Below are 20,502 nucleotides of genomic sequence, written 5' to 3' on the forward strand. Positions count from 1 at the left end.
GCGCAATGGCACAGGCCTGGCTGTTCCCCGGACAGGGATCCCAGCGGGTGGGGATGGCGCAAGACCTGCTGGAGCGGTTCCCAGAAGCACGGGCACGTCTGGAAGCGGCCGATCGGTTGCTGGGGTTTTCGTTGACGGCGTACATGTTTGGCGCGCGCGCAGAGGATCCCCAGGCGGCTACAGCAGCGCTGGCGCAGACAGATATCACGCAGCCCGCGCTTTTTGTGCATAGCCTGGCTGCTGTGGCCGTCCTTGAGGCGGCCGGTCAGCGTCCCGAGGCAGTAGCCGGCCACAGCCTGGGCGAGTACAGCGCTCTGGCAGCGGCTGGCGTCCTGTCGTTTGAAGACGGATTGCGACTGGTGCGCTTGCGGGGACAGCTCATGGCTGAAGCGGGCCGAAAGCAGCCCGGCACCATGGCGGCCATTCTGGGACTGGACGATGAGGAGGTCGAAGCCGTGTGCCGTGATGTAGAGGCCGAAGGAGGCGGCCTGGTGCAGCCGGCTAACTACAATGCGCCGGGCCAGGTAGTTATCTCAGGCGAGGTGGCGGCGGTCGAACGCGCAGCCGAGAAGGCGCGGGCGCGAGGGGCTCGGCGGGTCGTGATGCTGCCGGTCAGCGGGGCCTTTCACTCTCCACTCATGGAGGAGGCCAGCCGACGGCTGGCCGAGGCGATTGCTAAAGTGCCAATGCAGGCGCCGCGTTGTCCTGTCTACTTGAACGTAACGGCAGCAGCTACTACCGATCCCGAAGAGATTCGCGCCCGGCTTGCTGAGCAAATGCTGGCACCGGTACGGTTTACGCAAATCCTGCATCGCATGCAGGCGGACGGCATCACGGCATTTCTGGAGGTCGGGCCCGGCAATGTGCTGACAGGCCTGGTGCGACGCACACTGGGACGCAACGTGCAGGTAGGCACTGCGGGAACGGCCGAGGAACTGGAAACCCTGCTGCAGCAAACATCTTGAGCTATGACATTTGACTTTTCCGGGCAATCCGTGCTGGTTACGGGCGGCACGCGCGGCATTGGCCGTGCTATCGTGGAGGCTTTTGCGCAGGCAGGAGCGCGCGTTGCTTTCACCTATCGCAGCGCCGGGCACGTAGCGGAGGCGCTTAGAGCACAGCTTGCGCAAAACGGTACCGACGTGCTGGATTTCCAGGCCGACGCTGCCGACTTTGAGGCCGCTGGACGCGTGGTGGCCGCTGTGCTGGAGGCATGGGGCCGAATTGATGTGCTTGTAAACAACGCAGGCATCACGCGCGACAACCTCCTGCTCCGCATGAGTGAGGCCGATTGGGATGCGGTGCTGGCAGCTAACCTGAAAAGCGTGTTCAACTTCTGCAAGCAGGTCTACCGCCCCATGATGCGCCAGCGTAGCGGCCGCATCATCAACATCTCATCCGTAGTCGGCGTTGTCGGTAATCCTGGCCAGACGAACTATGCAGCTTCTAAAGCGGGCATTATAGGCTTTTCGAAAAGTCTGGCGCGGGAGCTCGGGAGTCGGGGCATTACGGTGAACGTGGTGGCGCCCGGCTATATTGAGACCGATATGACGGCTGCTCTGCCCGAGCAGGCCCGGGAGGCTATGCTGCGCAGTATTCCACTGGGGCGGCCGGGCACACCTGAAGATGTGGCGCAGGCCGTGCTGTTTCTGGCCTCGCCAGCCGCCCGCTACATTACGGGACAGGTGCTGCACGTGGACGGCGGAATGGCCATGTAAACGGTACCGGATCGAACCGGCACCCTTCGGCGTTGGGAACACAACGGCGGCCTCGGGCCGCCGCATCTGTTTTGTTCATTATGGACCAGGAAAATGGCCGAAGAACCGGTTCGCTCGTCTTACACCACGGTTATCGACTTAACCCGACGCGCCCAGCAGAAAAAGCAAGAAGCTGCTGCGCGGGCAAGGGAGGAACCACTACCCGAAGTCTCGCTGGCGGAATTGCCGGAGCGGATGCAGCAGGCTGCTCGGGCGATGGGGTGGACCGAACTGATGCCGGTGCAGCGCCGAACGCTTCCCTTTCTGCTGGCGGGACGCGATGTGATTGTTCAGTCACAGACCGGTTCCGGCAAGACAGGCGCTTTTCTACTGCCCTTATTTGAACGGCTGGATGTTGCTCTGGCGCAGGTGCAGGCGCTGATCCTGACGCCGACGCGCGAACTGGCCAGGCAGATTTTTGAAACCTTCGAGCGGATGAAGGCGGGCGTGCAGGAGGCCCAATCGCTTCGTGCCGTGCCTGTCTATGGGGGCGTGCGGTATGGGCCTCAGCTTAAAGCGCTGGCGCAGGGGGCCCAGGTGGTGGTCGGCACGCCCGGACGCGTGCTGGATCTCATCGAGCAGGGAGCGATCCGACTAGCGGCTTTGAAGGTGCTTGTCTTCGATGAAGCTGATGAAATGCTTTCGATGGGATTTTATCCGGCTATGCGTCAGCTCAAGCGGTACCTGCCGCCCACGCGCAGCACCTCAATGTTCAGCGCCACCATCCCCCCGCGCGTACAGGCGCTGGCGCGCGAGTTTCTAAAAGAGCCTGCTTTTGTCTCGCTCAGCGCAGACCAGATCACGGCCGAGACCATCGAACATCGCTATTTTATTGTGCCGCCCATGGCAAAGGACCGGGCACTTGTGCAACTTATTGAACTGGAAAATCCAGAATCGGCGATCATTTTTGCCAATACGAAGCGGGACGTCGAGTATCTGGGGCAGTTTCTCAAGAACTACGGCTACAACGCAGATGCCATTACAGGCGATCTGCCCCAGAAACAGCGAGAGCGCATCATGGATCAGCTCCGGAAAGGAAAGCTTCGGCTCCTGATAGCCACGGACGTGGCGGCACGCGGCATTGATATTTCGGATCTGAGTCATGTATTCATGTACGACGTCCCGCAGGACCCGGAGTATTACGTGCACCGGTCGGGCCGCACAGGGCGAGTAGGAAAGACAGGCATCACGATTGTGCTGGTAACGCCGCTGGAAGAAGCACGGCTTCAGGCCATTGCGCGCCAGTACGACATTCCACTCGAAAGGAGAACGTTGCCGACTCCTGAGACTGTGGCAGAACGGGTGGCCGAACGCGCCGTTGCCCTGTTAGAAGATCGCTACCGGGAAAGAACCAGTCTGGACCGAGAACGGCTGGCGCGTTTTGTCCCGCTCGTTACTCAGTTGGCCCAGGAAGAACCTGAGCTGTTGGCTATGCTGGTTGATGAGTTATATGTGCAGGAGGGGTACCGTGCAGGCGTTCGCCCTCAGCCGGAACTCATGCAGGCTGCGAGGGAAAAAGACACCACGTTTCAGAAAAAGCGCCGGCGTTCCCGGCGAAAAAAGTCATGAAGCGTTGTATTCTTTTCATCACGGGTTTCCTGTTCGTCGCAGGAATAGCAGCGGCGCAGACGCAAGAGGCTGAGCCCGGACTGTTTACCGCCGATGGTCAACCGGTTTCATGGGATCGGTTGCTGGAAGCGGCTGGCGCTGTCGAGGTAGTTTTCCTGGGCGAACAGCATGACGATACGGTGGCGCATCGGCGGCAACTGCGCGTGCTTGAGGCGCTTCAAGAACGCTATGGCCAGCAGCGGCCGCTAGTGCTTTCCCTGGAGATGTTTGAGCGCGACGTGCAGCTCGTGCTGGACGAATACCGACAAGGGCTGATCCCGGAGACGCAGTTTTTAAATGCAGCCCGACCCTGGCCAAACTATAAGCGGGACTATCGGCCGCTGGTGGAGTTTGCCCGAGCGCACGGATGGGTAATCCTGGCAGCCAATGCGCCCCGCCGCTACGTGAACCGCGTGCGCCGTCTGGGACGTGAGGCGCTGGAAGCTCTCTCGCCGCAGGCACGGGGCTATCTGCCACCGCTGCCTTATCCTGAGCCGTCGGATTTGTATCGGCGCCGCTTTGTGGCCTTGATGCGGGGCGTTTCGCATGGCAGCATGCAGGTTGACGTAGAACACTTGCTCCAGGCTCAGGCGCTCTGGGATGCTACGATGGCCTATTCGCTGGCCGAGCATCTCATGCGACAGCCCGAGGCACTTATCGTGCACGTAACAGGAGCCTTTCATGTCGAAGGGCGAATGGGTACGCCCGAAATGTTGCAGCGCTACCGACCGGGTACGCGGATGCTGGTGGTCGTGCTTCGGCCCGCTGCCGATCCCTTGCGCTTTGATCCGGCCCAACATATGGGGCTGGGTGACTTTATCTGGCTGACGCCGGCTCCAAAGAGCTCGGCTCGCCCGTAACTTGGCAGGTAGCAGGGATCCTGACGCTGCGTACTATCCCTCATGGCGTGCAGCGCAGGATGCAGAGGGCAGTTAAAGCAAGCAGGTCTGCGGCGCAGAGAACTACTGCAGCCAAATGAACTACTGCAGCCAAATGTTTGACTGTAAAAGGAGGCTTAAGGGATGCATCTGCACGTACTGCAACACGTTCCCTTTGAAGGACCTGCGCACATTGCCCATTGGGCGCAGCAGCGGGGGCATCGCCTGTCGTTTACGCGCTTCTACGCAGATGAAACGCTGCCTGCCCCAGAGGCGGTCGAAGGCGTAGTGGTGATGGGAGGACCGATGGGCGTGTATGAGGAGGATCGGTATCCGTGGCTTCGTGATGAAAAGGCATTTTTGCAGGCTGTACTTCAGGCCGGCCGACCGGTGGTAGGGGTATGCCTGGGAGCGCAACTGCTAGCTGAAGTGCTGGGCGGGCGCGTCTATCCCGGACCGCAACCTGAGATCGGGTGGTTTCCGGTGCGGCTTACGCCGCAGGGGCGCCGCCATCGGCTGATGAGAGAGGTGCCTGATGAGCTTATCGTGTTTCACTGGCACGGCGATACGTTCGAGCTACCACCGGGTGCCGTGCACCTTATGGAAAGCGCGGCCTGTGCGCACCAGGCCTTTGTCTGGAACGACCAGGCGCTCGGGCTCCAGTTTCATCTGGAAATGACGCCAGCAAGCGTGCGTGCGCTCGTGCAGGCCGGGCAGGCAGAGCTCGAAGCGGCCCGGAGTCGCTCGGCTTTTGTGCAAACGCCGGAGGAGCTCCTGCAGCACCCGGCCGAAGCGTACCGACCACTGCACGAAGTGCTGGAACGGCTGCTCGACCGGGTGCTGGGAGCTCAGTAGACGAGGCGTGTCGTGCGGCTTCCGCGGCCGGTTGTGTCGAAAGTGCGCAGGCGAACTTCGCCGTGGCCTTTAAGGAGTACCGGTCCGGTATATAGCGGAGAAGTTGCTGTGGGATCACTTCCGTCCAGCGTGTAGCGAATCGTCAGGCCTGGAAGCGCAGCGTTGGCCTTTAGATATCCATTTTCAATCACGGCCCCCGGAGGAGGCAGGCGGTAAGGCACAGTGCCCTGATATAGCGCATCCAGGCGAGGCAGCTCGCGCTGCCCCAGTCGGTTCGCAAATTCATTCCAGGCGTTCTGCAACGCTCGCTGTCGGGGTTCTGGATCGGCTATCTGACTCCAGGCCGGACGTTTGGCCCAAGCGCGTTCGGCCAGCGCGAGCATTCGGGGCACAGCCATGTAGAAGACGCGGGCTGGTGTGCGGAGCGTCTCGCCCCAGAGTTGCCCCTGCAGGCCTACAATGTGGGATTGGCCCTGGAGCGTCAGACGTTCGTGACGGGCAAACGCTTCAGGGGGTAAGGGGCGGCCGAGCCAGTGTTGGATTGGCCCCTGAAACAGGTGGAAAGGCTCCATCCGATAGGGGGCGTCTGTGCTCACGAACCCGGCCCAGTAGAGACCGCCTTCTTCAGGATGCTTGGAATAAGCCAGATCAAAATAGAGGTTGGAGGCCAGCGAAAGCACCACATCATAGCCCGCGTTGGCGAGTCGGTAAGCGTGATCTTCGGCCCCACTGCCCCAGATGTTGTTCCAGGCATAGATCAGAAAACCTCGATCGCGAAAGCGCGGATGGGGGCGGTGCACGCGCCGACCGTTTTCGTCGACGGCCGTTAGCCCGACTTCTTCCCAGCCGGCCAGACGCAATCCTTTGCGGGTGAGCATCTGGTGGAGACGTTCCAGAAAGTAGTCCTGCAGTGCGGCTGGATCTTCGATGTTTTCGGCCTGCATCAGAGCCTGGCAGGCAGGGGAGCCGGTCCAGACGCCGCGGGGCACCTCGTCGCCGCCTGTATGCACCACGCGGAGCGGAGCGCCTGCCTCCTGGTAGAGCTGTTGTAGCTCGCTGATTACCTTTTCTAGGAAACGGTAGGTAGACGGCAGGCAGACATTGATTACGTTATCGTTCCACCCCTGCACAGAGCGATAAGTAGAAGTGTCGGCCGGGTCGACCAGTCGGTAGGCAGCTGCTTCGGATTCAGGGCGGCCTGCTTCCTTTAGCCGCGCGTAGCGTGCTTCCATGGCTTTAATGGCTGCGCGGGCGTGGCCGGGCACGTCGATTTCCGGGATGACTTCGATATGCCGGCTGGTGGCGTAGCGCAAGATTTCGAGGAAGTCTTCTCGGCTATAGAAGCCGCTTCCCGGGGGCTGGCCGGCAACAGGTCCAGAGCCGTGCGAGGGTACCAGGCAATCCTGTTCCGTTTCAGTATGGCCGCGGCAGCCACCTATTTCGGTTAGCTCTGGCAGGCCCCTGATTTCCAGGCGCCAGCCCTCATCGTCGGTCAGATGGAAGTGAAAACGATTCAGCTTGTAGAGCGCCATCAGATCGAGAAGCCGAAGCACCACCTCTTTAGGTTGAAAGTTACGGGCCACATCAAGATGCAGACCGCGGTAGCTAAACCGAGGGGCGTCGCGGATTTCCAGAGCAGGAATTGGGATGGTATCAGCAGATTGTCTGTAGAAGACCGGATCGATGAGCTGGCGCAGCGTCTGGATGCCGTAGAAGACGCCGGCCGCATCGGCACCGGTAATCGTGATGCCGGTGTTGGGGTCTACTTTCAAATGGTAGGCCTCAGCATGGGTGGACCCCTCCGGTAGTAGCACGGCGCCAAGGCGTAGACGGATCGTAGCGGTTGAGAAGCCGCCTTCCTCTAAACGAAGTCGCGTGCCCAGCAGCGGTGCTAGTGCATCGGCCAGGAAGGTGGCTTCTTGGATCAGTGTCGGCTCGTAGGCAATGGTTGCTGAGCGATCGAGCGTCCAGTGTCCTGGCTGGTGCACCAGAAGGCGGGGGGTAGGGACGACGGGAATCAGGCTGTCTGGGGGCAGCAGGTGAAGTGAAGCGTTCTGGTAATAGCGCCAGGCCGGTGTGGGTACGGGAACGCGGTCCGCAGGATGTCGCCGCGTTTGAAACTCTGACGCAAAGGGAAGCGCGCGCACGTCTCGGACCGATACAGGCGGCAGCGGGGTTCCCGCGGAGTCCCGAAAGACAAAGTAGAAGCCAGAGGGAGCGTCCATCACTTTAATCAGCGGTCCTCGCGATGCAAACGACAGCGTGCGACGCGCGCCTGGCAGCAGTGGCGTGAACGCCTCGGTGGGGTCGAGACGGTAGAAGTCTCCGTTGAGGTGCGTAAGCTGCACGGAAGGGGGCGCGCTTTCGGGGAGAATTGGACGCATAAAATTGAAGTAGAGCGTCCAACCTGAAGCGGGGAGCGCTACGGTGTCTTGGTTGACCAGCGTTAGTTCCCACAGGGCCTGGCCATTGTCTTGATTGGTCAGCACGCTCCAGTAGATGGTAAAGCGTGAGGGATGCTGAGCGAGCACCAGCGCGGGCAGTAGGCCAGTCAGCAGCAGACTCCGAAGGATATCCATGGGGCCCATTCATGCGTTATGGGTTACAGAAAGAAACATCGTCTAACAGAAAAAAGCTGCGGGCTATTGGATGGAAGCGTAAAAAGGCCCGCCGCTCAGCGCGTGCGGGCCTTTGGGGCCGGCCGGGGGAGGGTTACGGTCGATCCCACCAGACGGGCACAGCCATGTCGCTAGGGTCGCCCCGGAGTCCCTGGCGACTGAGGGCCTCCTGATAGTTAGCAGCATTCAGGACGCCTTCGACGACGGGGTACGTCAGTCGCCGGGGAATCTGCCCATTGGTTACGTTGCCCGGATACGGGTTGGGATCATCAACAGGGGCCGGCTCCAGTACCGGATAGCCGCTGCGGCGCCAGTTGGCCCAGGCCTCGATGCCGTCGAGAAACGTAGCGGCCCAGTATTGTTCATTGATCTGCTGCAGCGCCTCGTTGGGATCACTGCTGAGCGGGTTGGCTGCCAGGTAGGCATCGATGGCGGCGTCGCTGATGTCGGCGGCGCCCCCTGCATCATAGAGCGACAGTTGTTTCATGGCAGCTCGGACGCCTTCGGCATACAATGCTGCGGCATTTTCGCTGGTCCAGCCGCGGACCGCCGCCTCAGCCCGCAGCAGGGCTGTCTGCGCATAAGTCACAAAGAAGATAGGGTCGTCCAGGTCAGTCAGCAGGGGATTGACCCGCGAATAGTCCTCCAGCTTGCCGGTCCAGCTCGGATGGTTCTGGATTGTGTTGGCGTCGTAGCCGCTGGGCATTCCTTTCTGGACGGCCGGATCGGTAATGACCTGGCCATCTTTGATCACTGCCCCGATAATGGGGAGCCGCGGGTCGTTATGGGCCTTCATCCAGTCGACGAACGTCTGGGCCAGCTTGGCATTGTCGACAGAGAGCACCTCGCTGTTGGCGTTTGTGTTGAGCCCTGCCGGACCACCCCAGGGACCGGTCTGATGCTGGATGTAAGCGATGTCGTCATTGCTTTCCATCACGCCCCCGTTAAGGGCCTTGAGTGCCCATTGCTGGGCAGTGGAGGGATCGACCTTCACCAGCCGCATGGCCAGCCGCAGCATAAGCGAGTGGGCGAGCTTCTTCCATTTGGTAATGTCGCCGCCGTAGAACAGGTCAGCGCTTCCGTAGGTGGGCTGGTTGGGATCGAACTGGGCAACAGCTTCTTCCAGTTCTTTCAGCATGTCCATGTAGATTTCCTGCTGTGGGTCGTAACGGGGCGTGTAGTTTCCTTCTAAGAAGCCTTTGCCCGCTTCGAAGTAAGGTGTGTCGCCGTAGGTGTCGGTGACGCGATGGTAAATGTAGACCCGCAGAATACGGGTGGCTGCAATCTTGTTGTCTACCGGTTCACCTTCTTCTTTCATTTGGCGGAGGCGGGCCAGCAGATCTTCGAGGTTTTTAACGTCGGCGCGCCAGGTTACGCCCAGGGCGCCGCCGTAGGTTTTGCGCCAGAAGGAGGTGGCCCAGTCTTCATTGAAGGTGTATTTGTCGCCGGCCCACCAGGTCTGAGTCAGATGTTGGACGATCCCGGAGGCGTAAATCAGGTTAACCCGCCAGGTTTCGTAGCGCGTTCCGGCAGCGGATAACTGGAGGGTTGTGAACTGCATGCCGGGGTCGATGGTGGAAGCCTGCGTGGGATCGACGTTCATGTTGCCGAAGTCGCTCAGCGCATCGCACGAGGCAACGAGCGCGGCAACGAGCAGGAAAAGCAGGCTTTCCTGCCATCTCAGCAGGCGCGTGCGGTTCATGGCTTTATTGCGATACATGGTTTGCTCTACCGGTTGGTGAACTTAGAAGCGGACGTTGATGCTGAGACCCAGGCTGCGCGTTTGCGGCACGCCAGCCAGTTCCAGTCCCTGGGCATTGCCGTTGTTGTAGCTGGATTCCGGGTCCACGTTGGGAACCGTGTTGTAGAGGTAGGCCAGGTTGCGGCCTACAAGGGCAATGGTTACGGCGCGCATGGGCGTGCGCACCAGCCAGCGGTCAGGGAGGCGGTACGCGACGCGGAGTTCGCGCAGTTTGATGAAGTTGGCGTCGTAGACGAACTCCTCAGCGATCTGACTGCCGATGCGGCCGTAGTAGGCTTCGGGCAATACCTTTACATTGTTAGGCTGGCCGCTCTGGTTAACGCCTTTTCCGACCATGCAGCCGGTTACCGGGTAGCCGGCTGCATCGCATTCGGCCCGCCCCTTCAGCGTGTTTTTATGCAGGCCATAGATGTAAGCGTAGGCGTTGGTCCCTGAGAAGAGTTGGCCTCCCCATTTTGCGTCGAGGAGGATGCTGACGGTCAGGTTCTTATAGCCCACCTCGGAGGAGAGCGCTGCGGTCCAGTCGGGCGTGCCCCGGCCCAGCACGACCCGTTCGGGGTCACGCATGGGCAGTCCGCTGTCGTCGTGCACGATGCGTCCCTGGTCGTCGCGCAGGTAGCGGTAGCCCCAGATCGTGCCGTAGGGTTTGCCCACTTCGGCTGTAATCCAGGCGGTCTGCAACCGGCTCTGGTCCAGCACCAGTACGGTTTGATCGCCGGCCAGGGAGAGCACCTTGCTGAGATTCCGGGCGTAGTTGAAGCTTACGTTCCAGAAGAGCTGGGGCGTGCGAATGGGCGAGCCCGTAATCAGCAGTTCAATGCCCTGGTTTTGCAGGGCTCCGGCGTTGATGACGCGTTCGCCAAAGCCTGACGCCTCAGAGATGGTGGTAGAAAGGATCTGATCCGTGGTCTTGCGGCGATACCAGGTCAGATCCAGTCCTAGCCGGCGATCCAGAAACTCCAGATTGATGCCCAGTTCTGTTTCCGTAGTTGTGGTCGGCTTCAGGTTAGAAAGCGGAATGGAGTTTTGCGCAATAAAGCCCAGCGGTTGTCCCTGGTGGGTTGCGTCGGCGATTCGATAGGTCAGGTTAAGCATATACGGGTCGGTGTCACTTCCCACCTGGGCCCAGGCTGCGCGCAGTTTTCCGAAGCTCAGCCAGGCGGGCACGGGCAGCACATCGCTGAAGACGAAACTGGCGCTCACCGAAGGATAAAAGTACCCGTTTCTGTCGGGGGGTAGTGTAGAGGACCAGTCGTTGCGGGCGGTCAGGTTCAGAAACAGATAGTCCTTGTAGGAGAATTCAGCCGCTGCGTAGAGCGAGTTGATTTGCTTTTCCTCGAAGTCGTATCGCGGTGCCAGGTCTTTCGTGTTGGCAATTGTGACCAGACCGGGTAGCTTAAACCGAGCGCCATAGACGCCCACCTGTTCTACCTGGCGCCAGCGGACGCTTCCGCCTGCGTAGGCATTTACGCTCAGGGATGGCGTAAGCGGATACTGAGCTTTCAGCAGCAGGTCCGTATTGCTTTCCAGCACGCGCCATTCATTTTCCGACATGTCGCCGTCTGGTCGGTAGGCCGTTCCCCACGGCGTGACGGTGCGACGACGGAGCGTGTACCAGTCCAGGCCGGTGCGGCCTTGCAGGGTCAGCCAGTCGGTAAGGCGAAATTGCAGGTCGATGGTACCGATCAGGCGGTCTTTGTCGTCGTCGGCCTGGAATCGATTGACAACCCACCAGGGGTTGGTTGTATAGACGTCGCTGACGAGTTGTAATTCGCGTCCTTCGTCTGTGTAGCCGGGCTTAAGCGTTCGAGGATCAACGTTAGGGGGCAGGAAGGCAATGGAGAAGTTGGGATTGCCCGGACGGTCGGAGAGGTTCGTGCGGTCGTCAGCCAACTCATTGATGTAATTGGCCTTTACGTCGGCGGTCAGGCGGCCGAACGTAGCGGTGCCGCGCAAGGTCAGCGACGTGCGCTGCAGTCCCGAGCCCGGCACAATGCTCTGGGCATTGAACTGCGTGACCGAGAAGTAGACGGACGCGTTTTCGCTTCCGCCATAAAGCGTCAGCGTGTTGCGGGCCGAGAGGCCGGTGCGGTAGAAGTCTTCCAGCCGCCGATTGACGGCTTTGTAGGGCCGTGCTACGCCGTCGAACTGAATAACGGGCGAACCATCCAGTTTGGCCCCCCAGCTCGACAGGCCGGTCTGGAGCGCTTCTTCCTGCGTGGCGGGCTTTTGACCTCGCTGCCCCTGACCGTACACGTTCTGGTAGTCGGCAAAGCCTACCAGGGCTTCTTCGGCCGTAAACGTGGAGCTGAACTCAACATTCAGGCCGCGTCGCCCTTTGCCCGAGCGCGTGTTGATCAGGATGACCCCGTTGCGGGCGCGTGTGCCGTAAAGCGCGGCAGCCGCTGCCCCCTTAAGTACCGAGATGCTTTCGATGTCTTCGGGATTCAGGCTGGAGATGCCATCACCGCCGTCGAAGCCACCCCACATGCCGGCCGATCCGATGGTTGAGTTATCGATGGGCACGCCGTCAACGACAATCAAGGGCTGGTTGTCGCCGGTGAGTGAAGAGACGCCGCGAATCACAATCCGCGTTGACGATCCGGGGCCTCCGGCTGTTGGACTGATCTGGAGGCCAGCCACCTTGCCCTGAAGCAGGTTTCCGAAATTGGTTTCGGTGCCCACTACCAGGTCCTGGGCATTTACCTGGCTGACGGCATAGCCTACGGCTCGCGCTTCGCGCTCGATGCCCAGGGCAGTTACCACGACTTCGCCCAGTTGGGCCACTGTCGGCTGGAGCAGCACTTCAAGGTACGAGCGCCCGTTCAGAGGGATATCTACAGTTTCATAGCCCACAAACGAGAATCGGAGTGTGGCCTGGGGGCTACCGACCACCAGCACGAAGTTGCCATCGGCGTCGGTAGTGGTCCCGTTCATGGTGCCCACCTCCAGAATGTTGACTCCTGGCAGGGGGCTGTTGTCGTCGGCTGAGCGCACGACGCCGCGCACCTCAAACTGGGCGTGGGCTGCTGAAGCGCTCAGCAGCAGCACGCTCAGCAGCAACAGACGTCTGCGGAATCCGTGGTAGTGGTTCTTCATGGCTTCTGACAGATGGTTTAGAAAAAGCCCGGCATGTTTGCGTGCGTCTTGATGCAGTTTTCATGATAGAGCGGGGCCTGTCGGTCGGCAAGGCAGCCCTTCATTTTGGGATCGGTCCCAGAGCAGAGGGGCCTCATTTTGGGACCGATCCCACATTGCGCCAAAAGGGAGTCCACGTGTTACTTGGCCTGGCAAGCTTTTCAATCTTCCTTTTTGATGAATTCGTTAATTGTCGGGTGCCGGCCTGGAAGCGAGGAGAGGGGTTTGGAGGTAAAAGGCGCCGGCTGATGCTAAGCGCTTAAAACATGGACCATTCCGTGCAGTCTTTGCTGATTGGTCTGGATGTGGGTGGCTCGTCAACCGAGCTGCTTGCGGTGGAGCACCATCCTCAGCGTTCACCTGTTCGGCTGGTGGGGCCAGGGGCTAATCTGCAGCGGGTTGGTTTTGAGCAGACCGTGGCCGTTTTGCAGGAAGTAATTGAGCGGGCCCTGCGTCATTTCCCCGAAGCGTCGGTGCTTTCGGTGTGTGCCGGGATTGCAGGCTGCGGCCGTCCGAAAGACCAGGAATTGCTGGCCCGCCGGTTGCAGCAGGTGCTTGGCGATGGGGGACGGTCTGTTCAGGTGCGGGTGGTGCATGATGCTGAGATTGCGCTGGAAGCCGCTTTCAAGGGCGACAGTGGGGTCGTGGTCGTGGCGGGCACGGGATCGGTCATTCTGGCCCGTACGCGTCAGGGACAGATTGAAGTGGTCGGAGGCTGGGGATACCTGCTGGGGGATGAGGGAAGCGGCTTTGCGATTGCTCGGGCAGGGCTGCAAGCAGTAACCCATGCGATGGATGGAGGGCCGCCCACGCGCCTGCGTGAGCTGCTGGCTGAGCGGTTTTTGCTCAGCGAGCGCGACGCACTTATTCACCGCGTCTATCAGGAGCACTGGCCTTTGCAGGAGTTTGCGCCGGTCGTGCTGGAAGCTGCGCGCGACGGCGATCCGATTGCGCAGCAGATTGTGGAAGATCAAGTGGCGCGCCTGGTAGAACAGGTAAGCTGGCTGCTGGGCCGGTTGAAGGGCGAAGTGGCTCCCCGTATGGCACTGGCCGGAGGGTTGATGAACGAACCGTTTTATGTGAGCTGTTTGCGCGAGCAGTTGGTTCGGCGGTGGCCTGGCTGGTCTATTGAAGTGCAGCAGCAGCGACCCGTCGAAGGCGCCCTGCGCCTGGCGCGACGCCTGCTGAAGGCCAATGTTGGATCAGAGTGCGACGATTAAGTCCGCAGGCGCGCTTTCAATACCTTCCAGTGGGCGTCCGTCAGCGATTCGACATTGAACAGCGAGACGCCTGCGGCGCCTCCTGCCAGGGCATAATCGATGGCTTGATCCAGTTCTGCAGGCGTGAGGGCCGGTATAAAAAGCCCGCTGTAGAGTGGTATGCGACCATCCAGCGCTTTGACGCCCTCTCGGGTGGCCGTTTCAATCCAGGCGACCGGTTTGTCGTAGAAGTTGTGGTAAATCATGGGCATAACTGCATCGAGAGGCCAGCGAGGCCAATCCTGACGGACCAGCGTGCGGGCGATCTCCGGGGTAGGGAAGACTGCGGCTGTGAGGGGTTTACCGCGCGCATGAACGCGCGCTGCAATCTGCCGCACAACTGTGGTGATCTGGTCATACCGAAACTGTCGCCATGCCGCATGGGTCGAAGGATCTTCTAGTTGGAGCGGATCCAGGCCGGTCTGCGCCTTAAACTGTGATCGGCATTCGGGGTGGTAGCCATAGTCGAAGGGAGGATATTCCCGATCCTGCACCAGGCCGTATTTCGGCTGGAGCGTGATGGGCAGGATGACGTCAGGGAAGCGGATGTAGTCCAGATGCAGGCCGGCCAGTCCCTCAATCTGCGCCATGCGGTCGTAATAGTTGGCCAGATAAGTGCGCACGCCTGGGACGCAGGGCGAAAGAAACCGGTAGTAGTCCACGTAGGGCGGTTGCTGCGCAGTCGAGACACCTTCGCGGTTGACCGCATACCAGTCCGGGTGGTCTTCGAGCAGTTCGGCCCGCATCATGGTAGGGATCCAGGCGTGTAGCTCAAGTCCTTCCGCCTGAGCGAGGGGGATCAGACGTTCATAGAAGGCAGGCCCTTCTGCGCGGTTTTCATGCAGCAGCAGGGCGTCGATGCCGCTGGCTCTCAGACGGGCAAAGGTGCGGCGGGCCGCTTCCTCGCTGCCCACGTTGGCGCCCATCCAGGCCCAGTGTTTGCGGCGCGAAGCGGAGGGGCTCGGGCGGCATCCGGTCACAAAAGCCGCCAGTCCGAGCCCTGTCAGCCGGAGAAATTCCTTGCGCGTCATGGGTTATCGGGGAAGGTTTTCCAGATGCGTCCATCTTCGCGAATATGCAGGCGCGTGCCGTCGGGGAGGCGGGCCGTAATCTCGTAAAGGCTTTCTGTGGTCTGGAGGGTAAGGTGGTAGCGGCGGCGCCAGTTGGCCGGGACGTTCAGCTCATCAAACGTCCGGGCGTAACGACCATGCTGCTCCCGGAATAGACGCTGGCGGTAGTAGAGCTGGCGGAGTTGCCAGCGCAGTGGCTCCTCAGGGGCCGGTTGGAAGGGTTCCGTGCCCTCTCCCGCTACTATGGCCGAGAACTGCACATAGCCCCAGCGTTCGGGCAGGTGCATATTGATGACGCCCTGCGGCGACCAGACCCAGTTTGACTCGGGCAAAAGACGGCCGGTCGCCGGGTCGCGGCGCTTCCGGTAGCGGCCTTCGATTACCTCCAGTGGCCACTGGACGCGCGAGAAGTTCATGCGCCACTGTTCGCCTGGACGGGGAGGACGTCCTTCTGGGGCAGCTTCTGCAAGAACCGTCCAGGGTAAGGCCAGCTCGACGGTCCAGCCACGGTCGATGTCGGACGGATCATTCAGCGTTCCGTCGAGGGCCACAGCCGCCTTGAGATCTCGGATGTCCCAGGCGTTCAGCGCCGGGCCTCCATCTCGATACGGTTTGAGCAGAAGCAGGTCCCATACGGTTCCCAGCGCATTAATTTCCAGCTCGTAATAGGTGTGCGTGTCGCTGTCGGGGTCAATAAATACTTCAAAGTCATTGTCATAAAAGATGATGGTATCACGCCGGGTGAGCGTGGCCCACAGGTGCGGTTCTTCCAGTTCGGCGCCGATATACAGGTAGGTGTCGTCCCACAGGAGTTTGATGCGGGTATGGTAGGGGGGAGGTGGCCGGTGCGGGCCTTCGATGTCAACAAACGGCTCGCTCCAGGGGGCGGCCTGCCAGGCGGGTTCGTCGAGGCGACCGTCGATGCGGAGCGGGTGGTCGCTGCGGTAGCAGACGTAGGTGCGAGGAGCGAATGGAAGCAGAGAATCCGGAGCCATGACCGGCTGCCCGACCGCCAAAGCAGCATCCAGAAGCAGCCGGAGGAAGCCCAGACAGACGGTCAGCCAGCCGGTCTGGCTCCAGAACTCAGGGCATTTCATAGCAGGTCACGAAGGCTTCGGCCGCGTAGAATTCAGGCAGGCCGAGGCGGTTTAGCGTTTCGGCAGTACCCCGGTTACGGTCACGGGCGCGTTGCCAGAATTCCCGGTCGTCGTAGGCGCCCGGAAACATAGCTCGATCTTTCTGGCTTTCGTGTTTGAAGATGGCCTCGATCTTGCGATCAAGGTCTGCTTTGGACATCGGGAGAAACACATCGGCCTGATGGACTTCCCATTCTTGCCAGGCGCCCCGGTAGAGCCATACCAGGGGCCACTCGTCGCGTGGGTGGGCTCGGTGGTATCGCTGGAGGGCTTGCTGAATGGCCGTATAGCACATGCGGTGCGTGCCGTGTGGGTCCGACAGGTCGCCGGCCACAAAGATATGCTGCGGCCGAATTTCTTCGAGCAATTCCTGGACAATGCGGATGTCGGCTTCGCTGATGGGGTCCTTTCGGACAGTGCCCGTCTTGTAGAAGGGCATGTCCAGGAAGCGGGCATGCTCGGCTGATAAGCCCACCACTTCAATAGCAGCTACGGCTTCGGCATACCGGATGTGGGCTTTGAGCTTCTGAATCACCTCCAGGTCCACTTCACCCGGCTGTTTACGTGCAAAGAAGTCCAGGATTTCCTGCTGGCGCTGGCGAAAACGTTGGAGGGCGTTATCTTCCAATCCCAAGATGTCGTGGCTCAATTCGACAAAGCGCAGGTAGCGCCGCACGTCAGCGTCGAAGACGGCTACTGAGCCGTTAGTCATATAGGCGACGGTAATTTCGTTCTGGTTGGCTACCAGTTTGTCCAGCATGCCGCCCATGGAAATTACGTCGTCGTCCGGGTGAGGGCTAAAGACAATGACGCGCTGGTGTTTGAAGAGCTGGTGGGGGTAAACAATCCGCTGGCGCAGGTCTTCAAAAATTTCCAGGCAGAGTGCGTCAACGTCAGGGTAGGCGTGAATGAGACTGTGCAGATGATTCCGATAAAAGTCAGCGGCTTCCAGCTTCAGAATGGCCTTGCCGAGTTTTTCGGAAAGCCAGATGATGGCCCGGCGCGCCATGGGTTTGTCCCAGACGACTTCCCGTACGAGCCAGGGGGTTTTTTCGCGCGTCAACTCACTGGCAGCGGCACGGTCGAGGTAGAAGGTAGCATTGGGATGCGTTTGCAGAAAGCTGGCGGGCACCTGCCGGTCGGGGGGCTCCTCGACAGCTCGCCGCACAATGGGCGCTTTGTGCTCGCCGGTAGCCATCAGGATGATTTCACGGGCTTCCAGAATGGTCCCTATGCCCATGGTAATGGCATGGCGCGGCACGTTTTCTTCCCCGAAGAAATCGCTGGCGGCATCTTTTCGGGTGATTTCGTCCAGCACCACCAGCCGCGTGCGCGTTTCGGGGCCAGAGCCGGGCTCGTTGAAGCCGATGTGGCCGCTGCGTCCGATGCCCAGCAGCACCAGGTCCAGGCCACCGGCCCTGCGGATTTCTGCTTCATAGGCCTGACAATGAGCTTCGATTTCTTCTGGCGGCAGATCTCCGCGTGGGATGTGAATATTTTCAGCCGGGATGTTGATATGATCAAACAGGTTTTCCCGCATGAACCGGTGATAGCTCTGCAGGCTATCCGGTTGCATGGGATAGTATTCATCAAGGTTGAAGGTAATCACATTGGAAAAATCTAGCCCTTCCTGTCGGTGCAGGCGCACCAGCTCCTGGTAGACGCCGATAGGGGTGGAGCCAGTAGGCAGCCCCAGCACCACTGGGCGCCCTTCAGCCTGGCGTTTGCGAATTAAGGTGGCAATGCGTCGGGCTACTTCGCGAGCAAGCTGGGCCGGATTATCAAAAATGCGCACGGGAACTCGTTCGCGTTGGGTCCCTTCGCTCGGGCTGGAGACGATGACAGACGGTTGCATCGTTGCGTTCACCGACATCGTTCTGACGGCTCATTTGGTTGCCCTTTCAATGATCCGGCGCTAAAGCCGCCGTGCGCAAGGGGTTTTGCATTTGGGGACCGGTTCCAAAATGCAGGGAGGCAGGATGCGGCCTTGAGTCTGAAAGCGCTCTCGCCTATACTTCACAGAGCGTTAACTGTTTGGCCGAAACGTAGCCGGAGGATGCCCATGCTTCAGGTGCTTAAGCGGGCTCCGGAGTATGACGTGTGCATTGTGGGTTCAGGAGCGGGCGGGGGCATGGCAGCCTATGTGCTGACCCGGGCCGGTGCCAACGTAGTAATGCTGGAAGCGGGGCCCATGTGGGACGTGGCCCGGGATGGAGCCATGTTCACGTGGAATTATGAATCGCCGCGGCGCGGGGCATCGACTGTCGAACGGCCGTTCGGAGAATTTGACGCGTGCTACGGAGGCTGGGAAATCCCGGGCGAGCCCTACCTGAGAGCAGAAGGAACCGACTGGATGTGGTTTCGAGCCCGCATGCTGGGCGGGCGTACTAACCACTGGGGGCGCATCTCCCTGCGCTTCGGGCCCGACGACTTCAAAGGGAAAAGCCGTGATGGCTACGGCGATGATTGGCCGATCTCGTACGAGGACCTCGCCCCCTACTATGACAAAGTCGATCGTCTGATTGGCGTTTTTGGCTCGAGAGACAATTTTTACAACGAACCAGATGGCATTTTTCTGCCGCCTCCTAAGCCGCGATGCTACGAGTTGCTGGTAGCAAGAGCCTGTGAGAAACTGGGAATCCCCGTACTGGCCTCTCGCCTGTCTATTTTAACGCGACCACTCAACGGACGACCGGCTTGCCATTACTGCTCGCAGTGTAACCGAGGATGCACGGTGCGGGCAAACTTCGCTTCAAGCTACGTGCTACTCCCTCCAGCTCTGGAGACAGGGCGCCTCACGATCATCCCCAACGCCATGGCCCGAGAGATTCTGGTGGACGAGCACTTGCGCGCTCGCGGGGTCTCCTACGTTGACAAAGAAACCATGCAGGAGCGGCAGGTGCGGGCCCGCATTGTCGTGCTCGGGGCCAGTGCTTGTGAAACCGCCCGGCTGCTTCTTAACTCGCGCGGCCCTCGTTATGAGAATGGACTGGCAAATTCAAGCGGGTTGGTGGGCCGCTACCTGATGGACTCGACAGGTACCAGCGTGGCCGGCTTCATCCCTGCACTGGTCAAAAATCTGCCGCACAATGAGGATGGCGTGGGCGGCATGCATATCTACATTCCCTGGTGGGCCTACAATCAGAAGCTGGACTTTCCGCGCGGGTATCATCTGGAGGTCTGGGGTGGGCGTCGCATGCCAGGCTATGGTTTTGGCGCGGGTATTCACCGGCTCAATGGGCGCTTGCCCGGGCCTGATGGCCGGCCGCGCCCCAGAGGAGGGGGAGGGTATGGCCTGCAGCTCAAGGAAGACTATCGCCAGCTCTATGGTGCCATCGTAGGTTTCTCAGGACGGGGAGAAATGATTGCCCGCTATGAGAACTATTGCACGGTGGATCCAAACGTAGTGGACCGCTACGGCATTCCGGTTCTTCGGTTTCACGTGAAGTGGAGCGAGGAGGAGATTCGCCAGGTGCGGCATATGCAAGAAACAGCGCGAGAGATCATTCGGGCCATGGGCGGGGAACCCCTTGATGAGATGCCCGGACCAGAGCGCGGCTATGGCATTACAAAACCCGGAGAAATTATTCATGAGGCTGGCACGACGCGCATGGGCCACGACCCCAGGACCTCAGTGCTTAATCCGTTCTGCCAGGCGCACGACGTACCGAACCTGTTCGTGGTCGATGCCGGACCGTTCGTGTCGATGCCTCATAAAAATCCCACCTGGACGATTCTGGCCCTGGCCTGGCGCACGTCGGAATACATCACTGAACAACGCAAACAGGGCAACCTATGAGCGACGTTACCCGACGCGATGCGCTCAAGCTGTTGGCACTGATCGCAGCGGCACCGACGTTCAGTTTCGGATGCCGCCCGGAAGAAATGCGGCAGGCGCAGCAGCGACAGGGCCAGACGCAACCGGGCCCTGACTACCGGCCGCAGTTTTTCACCGAGCACGAGTATCAGACGGTTACAGTACTGGCCGACTGGGTCATTCCAGCCGACGAGCGTTCTGGCAGTGCGAGTGATGCGGGCGTGCCGGCCTTTATCGACTTTATTATGAGCGACCCGCTTATTCCGGGATTGGGACAACGGCAGACGGCTATCCGAGGCGGTCTGGCCTGGCTTGATTACCAGTGTCTGCAACGCTACGGCAGGCCGTTCATTGCGTGCAGTCAAGAGCAGCAGCAGGAATTGCTTGATTTGATTGCCTATCCTGAGGTAGCGCCCCCTGAAATGGCCCCGGGCGTAGCCTTTTTCAACAGTTTCCGGGATCTGGTGGCTTCGGGTTTCTGGTCGAGCAAAATGGGGATGGAAGATCTGCAATACATGGGCAACACTGCAGTAGCTGAATGGAAAGGTTGCCCGGACGAGGTGCTTGAACATCTGGGGTTGAAATAATCCCGGGAGACGTCCCG

Annotated in this window: 14 protein-coding genes; 8 read left to right on the top strand and 6 right to left on the bottom strand. The window is 60.2% G+C overall.

The window, feature by feature from the left end; all coding sequences use genetic code 11:
- Positions 1–5 precede the first annotated feature (5 nt).
- The 5 genes from fabD (at position 6) to BUA15_RS03620 (ending at position 5,098) form a co-directional block, all read left to right on the top strand.
- A complete protein-coding gene (gene fabD / locus BUA15_RS03600; protein WP_072714621.1) occupies positions 6–965 on the top strand; it encodes an ACP S-malonyltransferase in 960 nt (319 codons plus the stop codon).
- Positions 966–968: 3 nt separating this feature from the next.
- Positions 969–1,718: a 3-oxoacyl-[acyl-carrier-protein] reductase gene (fabG, locus tag BUA15_RS03605; protein WP_072714622.1), complete on the top strand. Its 750-nt coding sequence runs from the start codon at positions 969–971 to the stop codon at positions 1,716–1,718.
- 93 nt (positions 1,719–1,811) lie between these two features.
- A complete protein-coding gene (locus BUA15_RS03610) occupies positions 1,812–3,326 on the top strand; it encodes a DEAD/DEAH box helicase (protein ID WP_072714623.1) in 1,515 nt (504 codons plus the stop codon).
- On the top strand, positions 3,323–4,225 hold the full coding sequence (locus BUA15_RS03615; RefSeq protein WP_072714624.1) for a ChaN family lipoprotein: 903 nt from the start codon (positions 3,323–3,325) through the stop codon (positions 4,223–4,225). Before BUA15_RS03610 ends, BUA15_RS03615 begins: the two co-directional genes overlap by 4 nt.
- A 162-nt stretch (positions 4,226–4,387) precedes the next feature.
- On the top strand, positions 4,388–5,098 hold the full coding sequence (locus BUA15_RS03620; RefSeq protein ID WP_072714625.1) for a type 1 glutamine amidotransferase: 711 nt from the start codon (positions 4,388–4,390) through the stop codon (positions 5,096–5,098).
- On the opposite strand, the gene BUA15_RS03625 is transcribed toward BUA15_RS03620, so the two are convergent.
- The 3 genes from BUA15_RS03625 to BUA15_RS03635 all read right to left on the bottom strand — a co-directional run bounded on the left by BUA15_RS03625 (position 5,092) and on the right by BUA15_RS03635 (position 12,577).
- On the bottom strand, positions 5,092–7,677 hold the full coding sequence (locus tag BUA15_RS03625) for a family 20 glycosylhydrolase (RefSeq protein WP_072714891.1): 2,586 nt from the start codon (positions 7,675–7,677) through the stop codon (positions 5,092–5,094). The genes BUA15_RS03620 and BUA15_RS03625 overlap by 7 nt on opposite strands.
- Positions 7,678–7,810: 133 nt before the next feature.
- Positions 7,811–9,436, bottom strand: coding sequence for a SusD/RagB family nutrient-binding outer membrane lipoprotein (locus tag BUA15_RS03630; RefSeq protein WP_072714626.1), 1,626 nt, complete (start codon positions 9,434–9,436; stop codon positions 7,811–7,813).
- 24 nt (positions 9,437–9,460) lie between these two features.
- Positions 9,461–12,577 (bottom strand): SusC/RagA family TonB-linked outer membrane protein, encoded by a 3,117-nt coding sequence (locus BUA15_RS03635; RefSeq protein ID WP_072714627.1) that lies wholly within the window; start codon positions 12,575–12,577, stop codon positions 9,461–9,463.
- 305 nt (positions 12,578–12,882) lie between these two features.
- On the opposite strand from BUA15_RS03635, the gene BUA15_RS03640 reads away from it, so the two are divergent.
- Positions 12,883–13,836, top strand: a complete 954-nt coding sequence (locus tag BUA15_RS03640; protein ID WP_072714628.1) for an N-acetylglucosamine kinase — start codon at positions 12,883–12,885, stop codon at positions 13,834–13,836.
- Here BUA15_RS03640 and BUA15_RS03645 read toward each other — a convergent pair.
- The 3 genes from BUA15_RS03645 to nagB are packed head-to-tail and all read right to left on the bottom strand — an operon-like array spanning position 13,833 to position 17,954.
- Positions 13,833–14,906, bottom strand: coding sequence for a glycoside hydrolase family protein (locus tag BUA15_RS03645; RefSeq protein ID WP_072714629.1), 1,074 nt, complete (start codon positions 14,904–14,906; stop codon positions 13,833–13,835). The genes BUA15_RS03640 and BUA15_RS03645 overlap by 4 nt on opposite strands.
- The gene (locus BUA15_RS03650) at positions 14,903–16,042 is read right to left on the bottom strand and encodes a carbohydrate-binding family 9-like protein (RefSeq protein ID WP_072714630.1); all 1,140 of its coding nucleotides are present in this window, start codon (positions 16,040–16,042) and stop codon (positions 14,903–14,905) included. The genes BUA15_RS03645 and BUA15_RS03650 overlap by 4 nt, the downstream gene beginning before the upstream one ends.
- On the bottom strand, positions 16,029–17,954 hold the full coding sequence (gene nagB, locus BUA15_RS03655; protein ID WP_072714631.1) for a glucosamine-6-phosphate deaminase: 1,926 nt from the start codon (positions 17,952–17,954) through the stop codon (positions 16,029–16,031). The genes BUA15_RS03650 and nagB overlap by 14 nt, the downstream gene beginning before the upstream one ends.
- Positions 17,955–18,143: 189 nt before the next feature.
- Here nagB and BUA15_RS03660 point away from each other — a divergent pair, with 189 nt between their 5' ends.
- Both BUA15_RS03660 and BUA15_RS03665 read left to right on the top strand, forming a co-directional pair.
- Positions 18,144–19,880 (top strand): GMC family oxidoreductase, encoded by a 1,737-nt coding sequence (locus BUA15_RS03660; protein ID WP_072714892.1) that lies wholly within the window; start codon positions 18,144–18,146, stop codon positions 19,878–19,880.
- Positions 19,877–20,485 (top strand): gluconate 2-dehydrogenase subunit 3 family protein, encoded by a 609-nt coding sequence (locus BUA15_RS03665; protein ID WP_072714632.1) that lies wholly within the window; start codon positions 19,877–19,879, stop codon positions 20,483–20,485. Before BUA15_RS03660 ends, BUA15_RS03665 begins: the two co-directional genes overlap by 4 nt.
- The last annotated feature ends 17 nt before the right edge of the window (positions 20,486–20,502 follow it).

Origin of the sequence: Rhodothermus profundi, from assembly GCF_900142415.1 — a bacterium.
GTDB classification, from domain to species: Bacteria; Bacteroidota; Rhodothermia; order Rhodothermales; family Rhodothermaceae; genus Rhodothermus; species Rhodothermus profundi.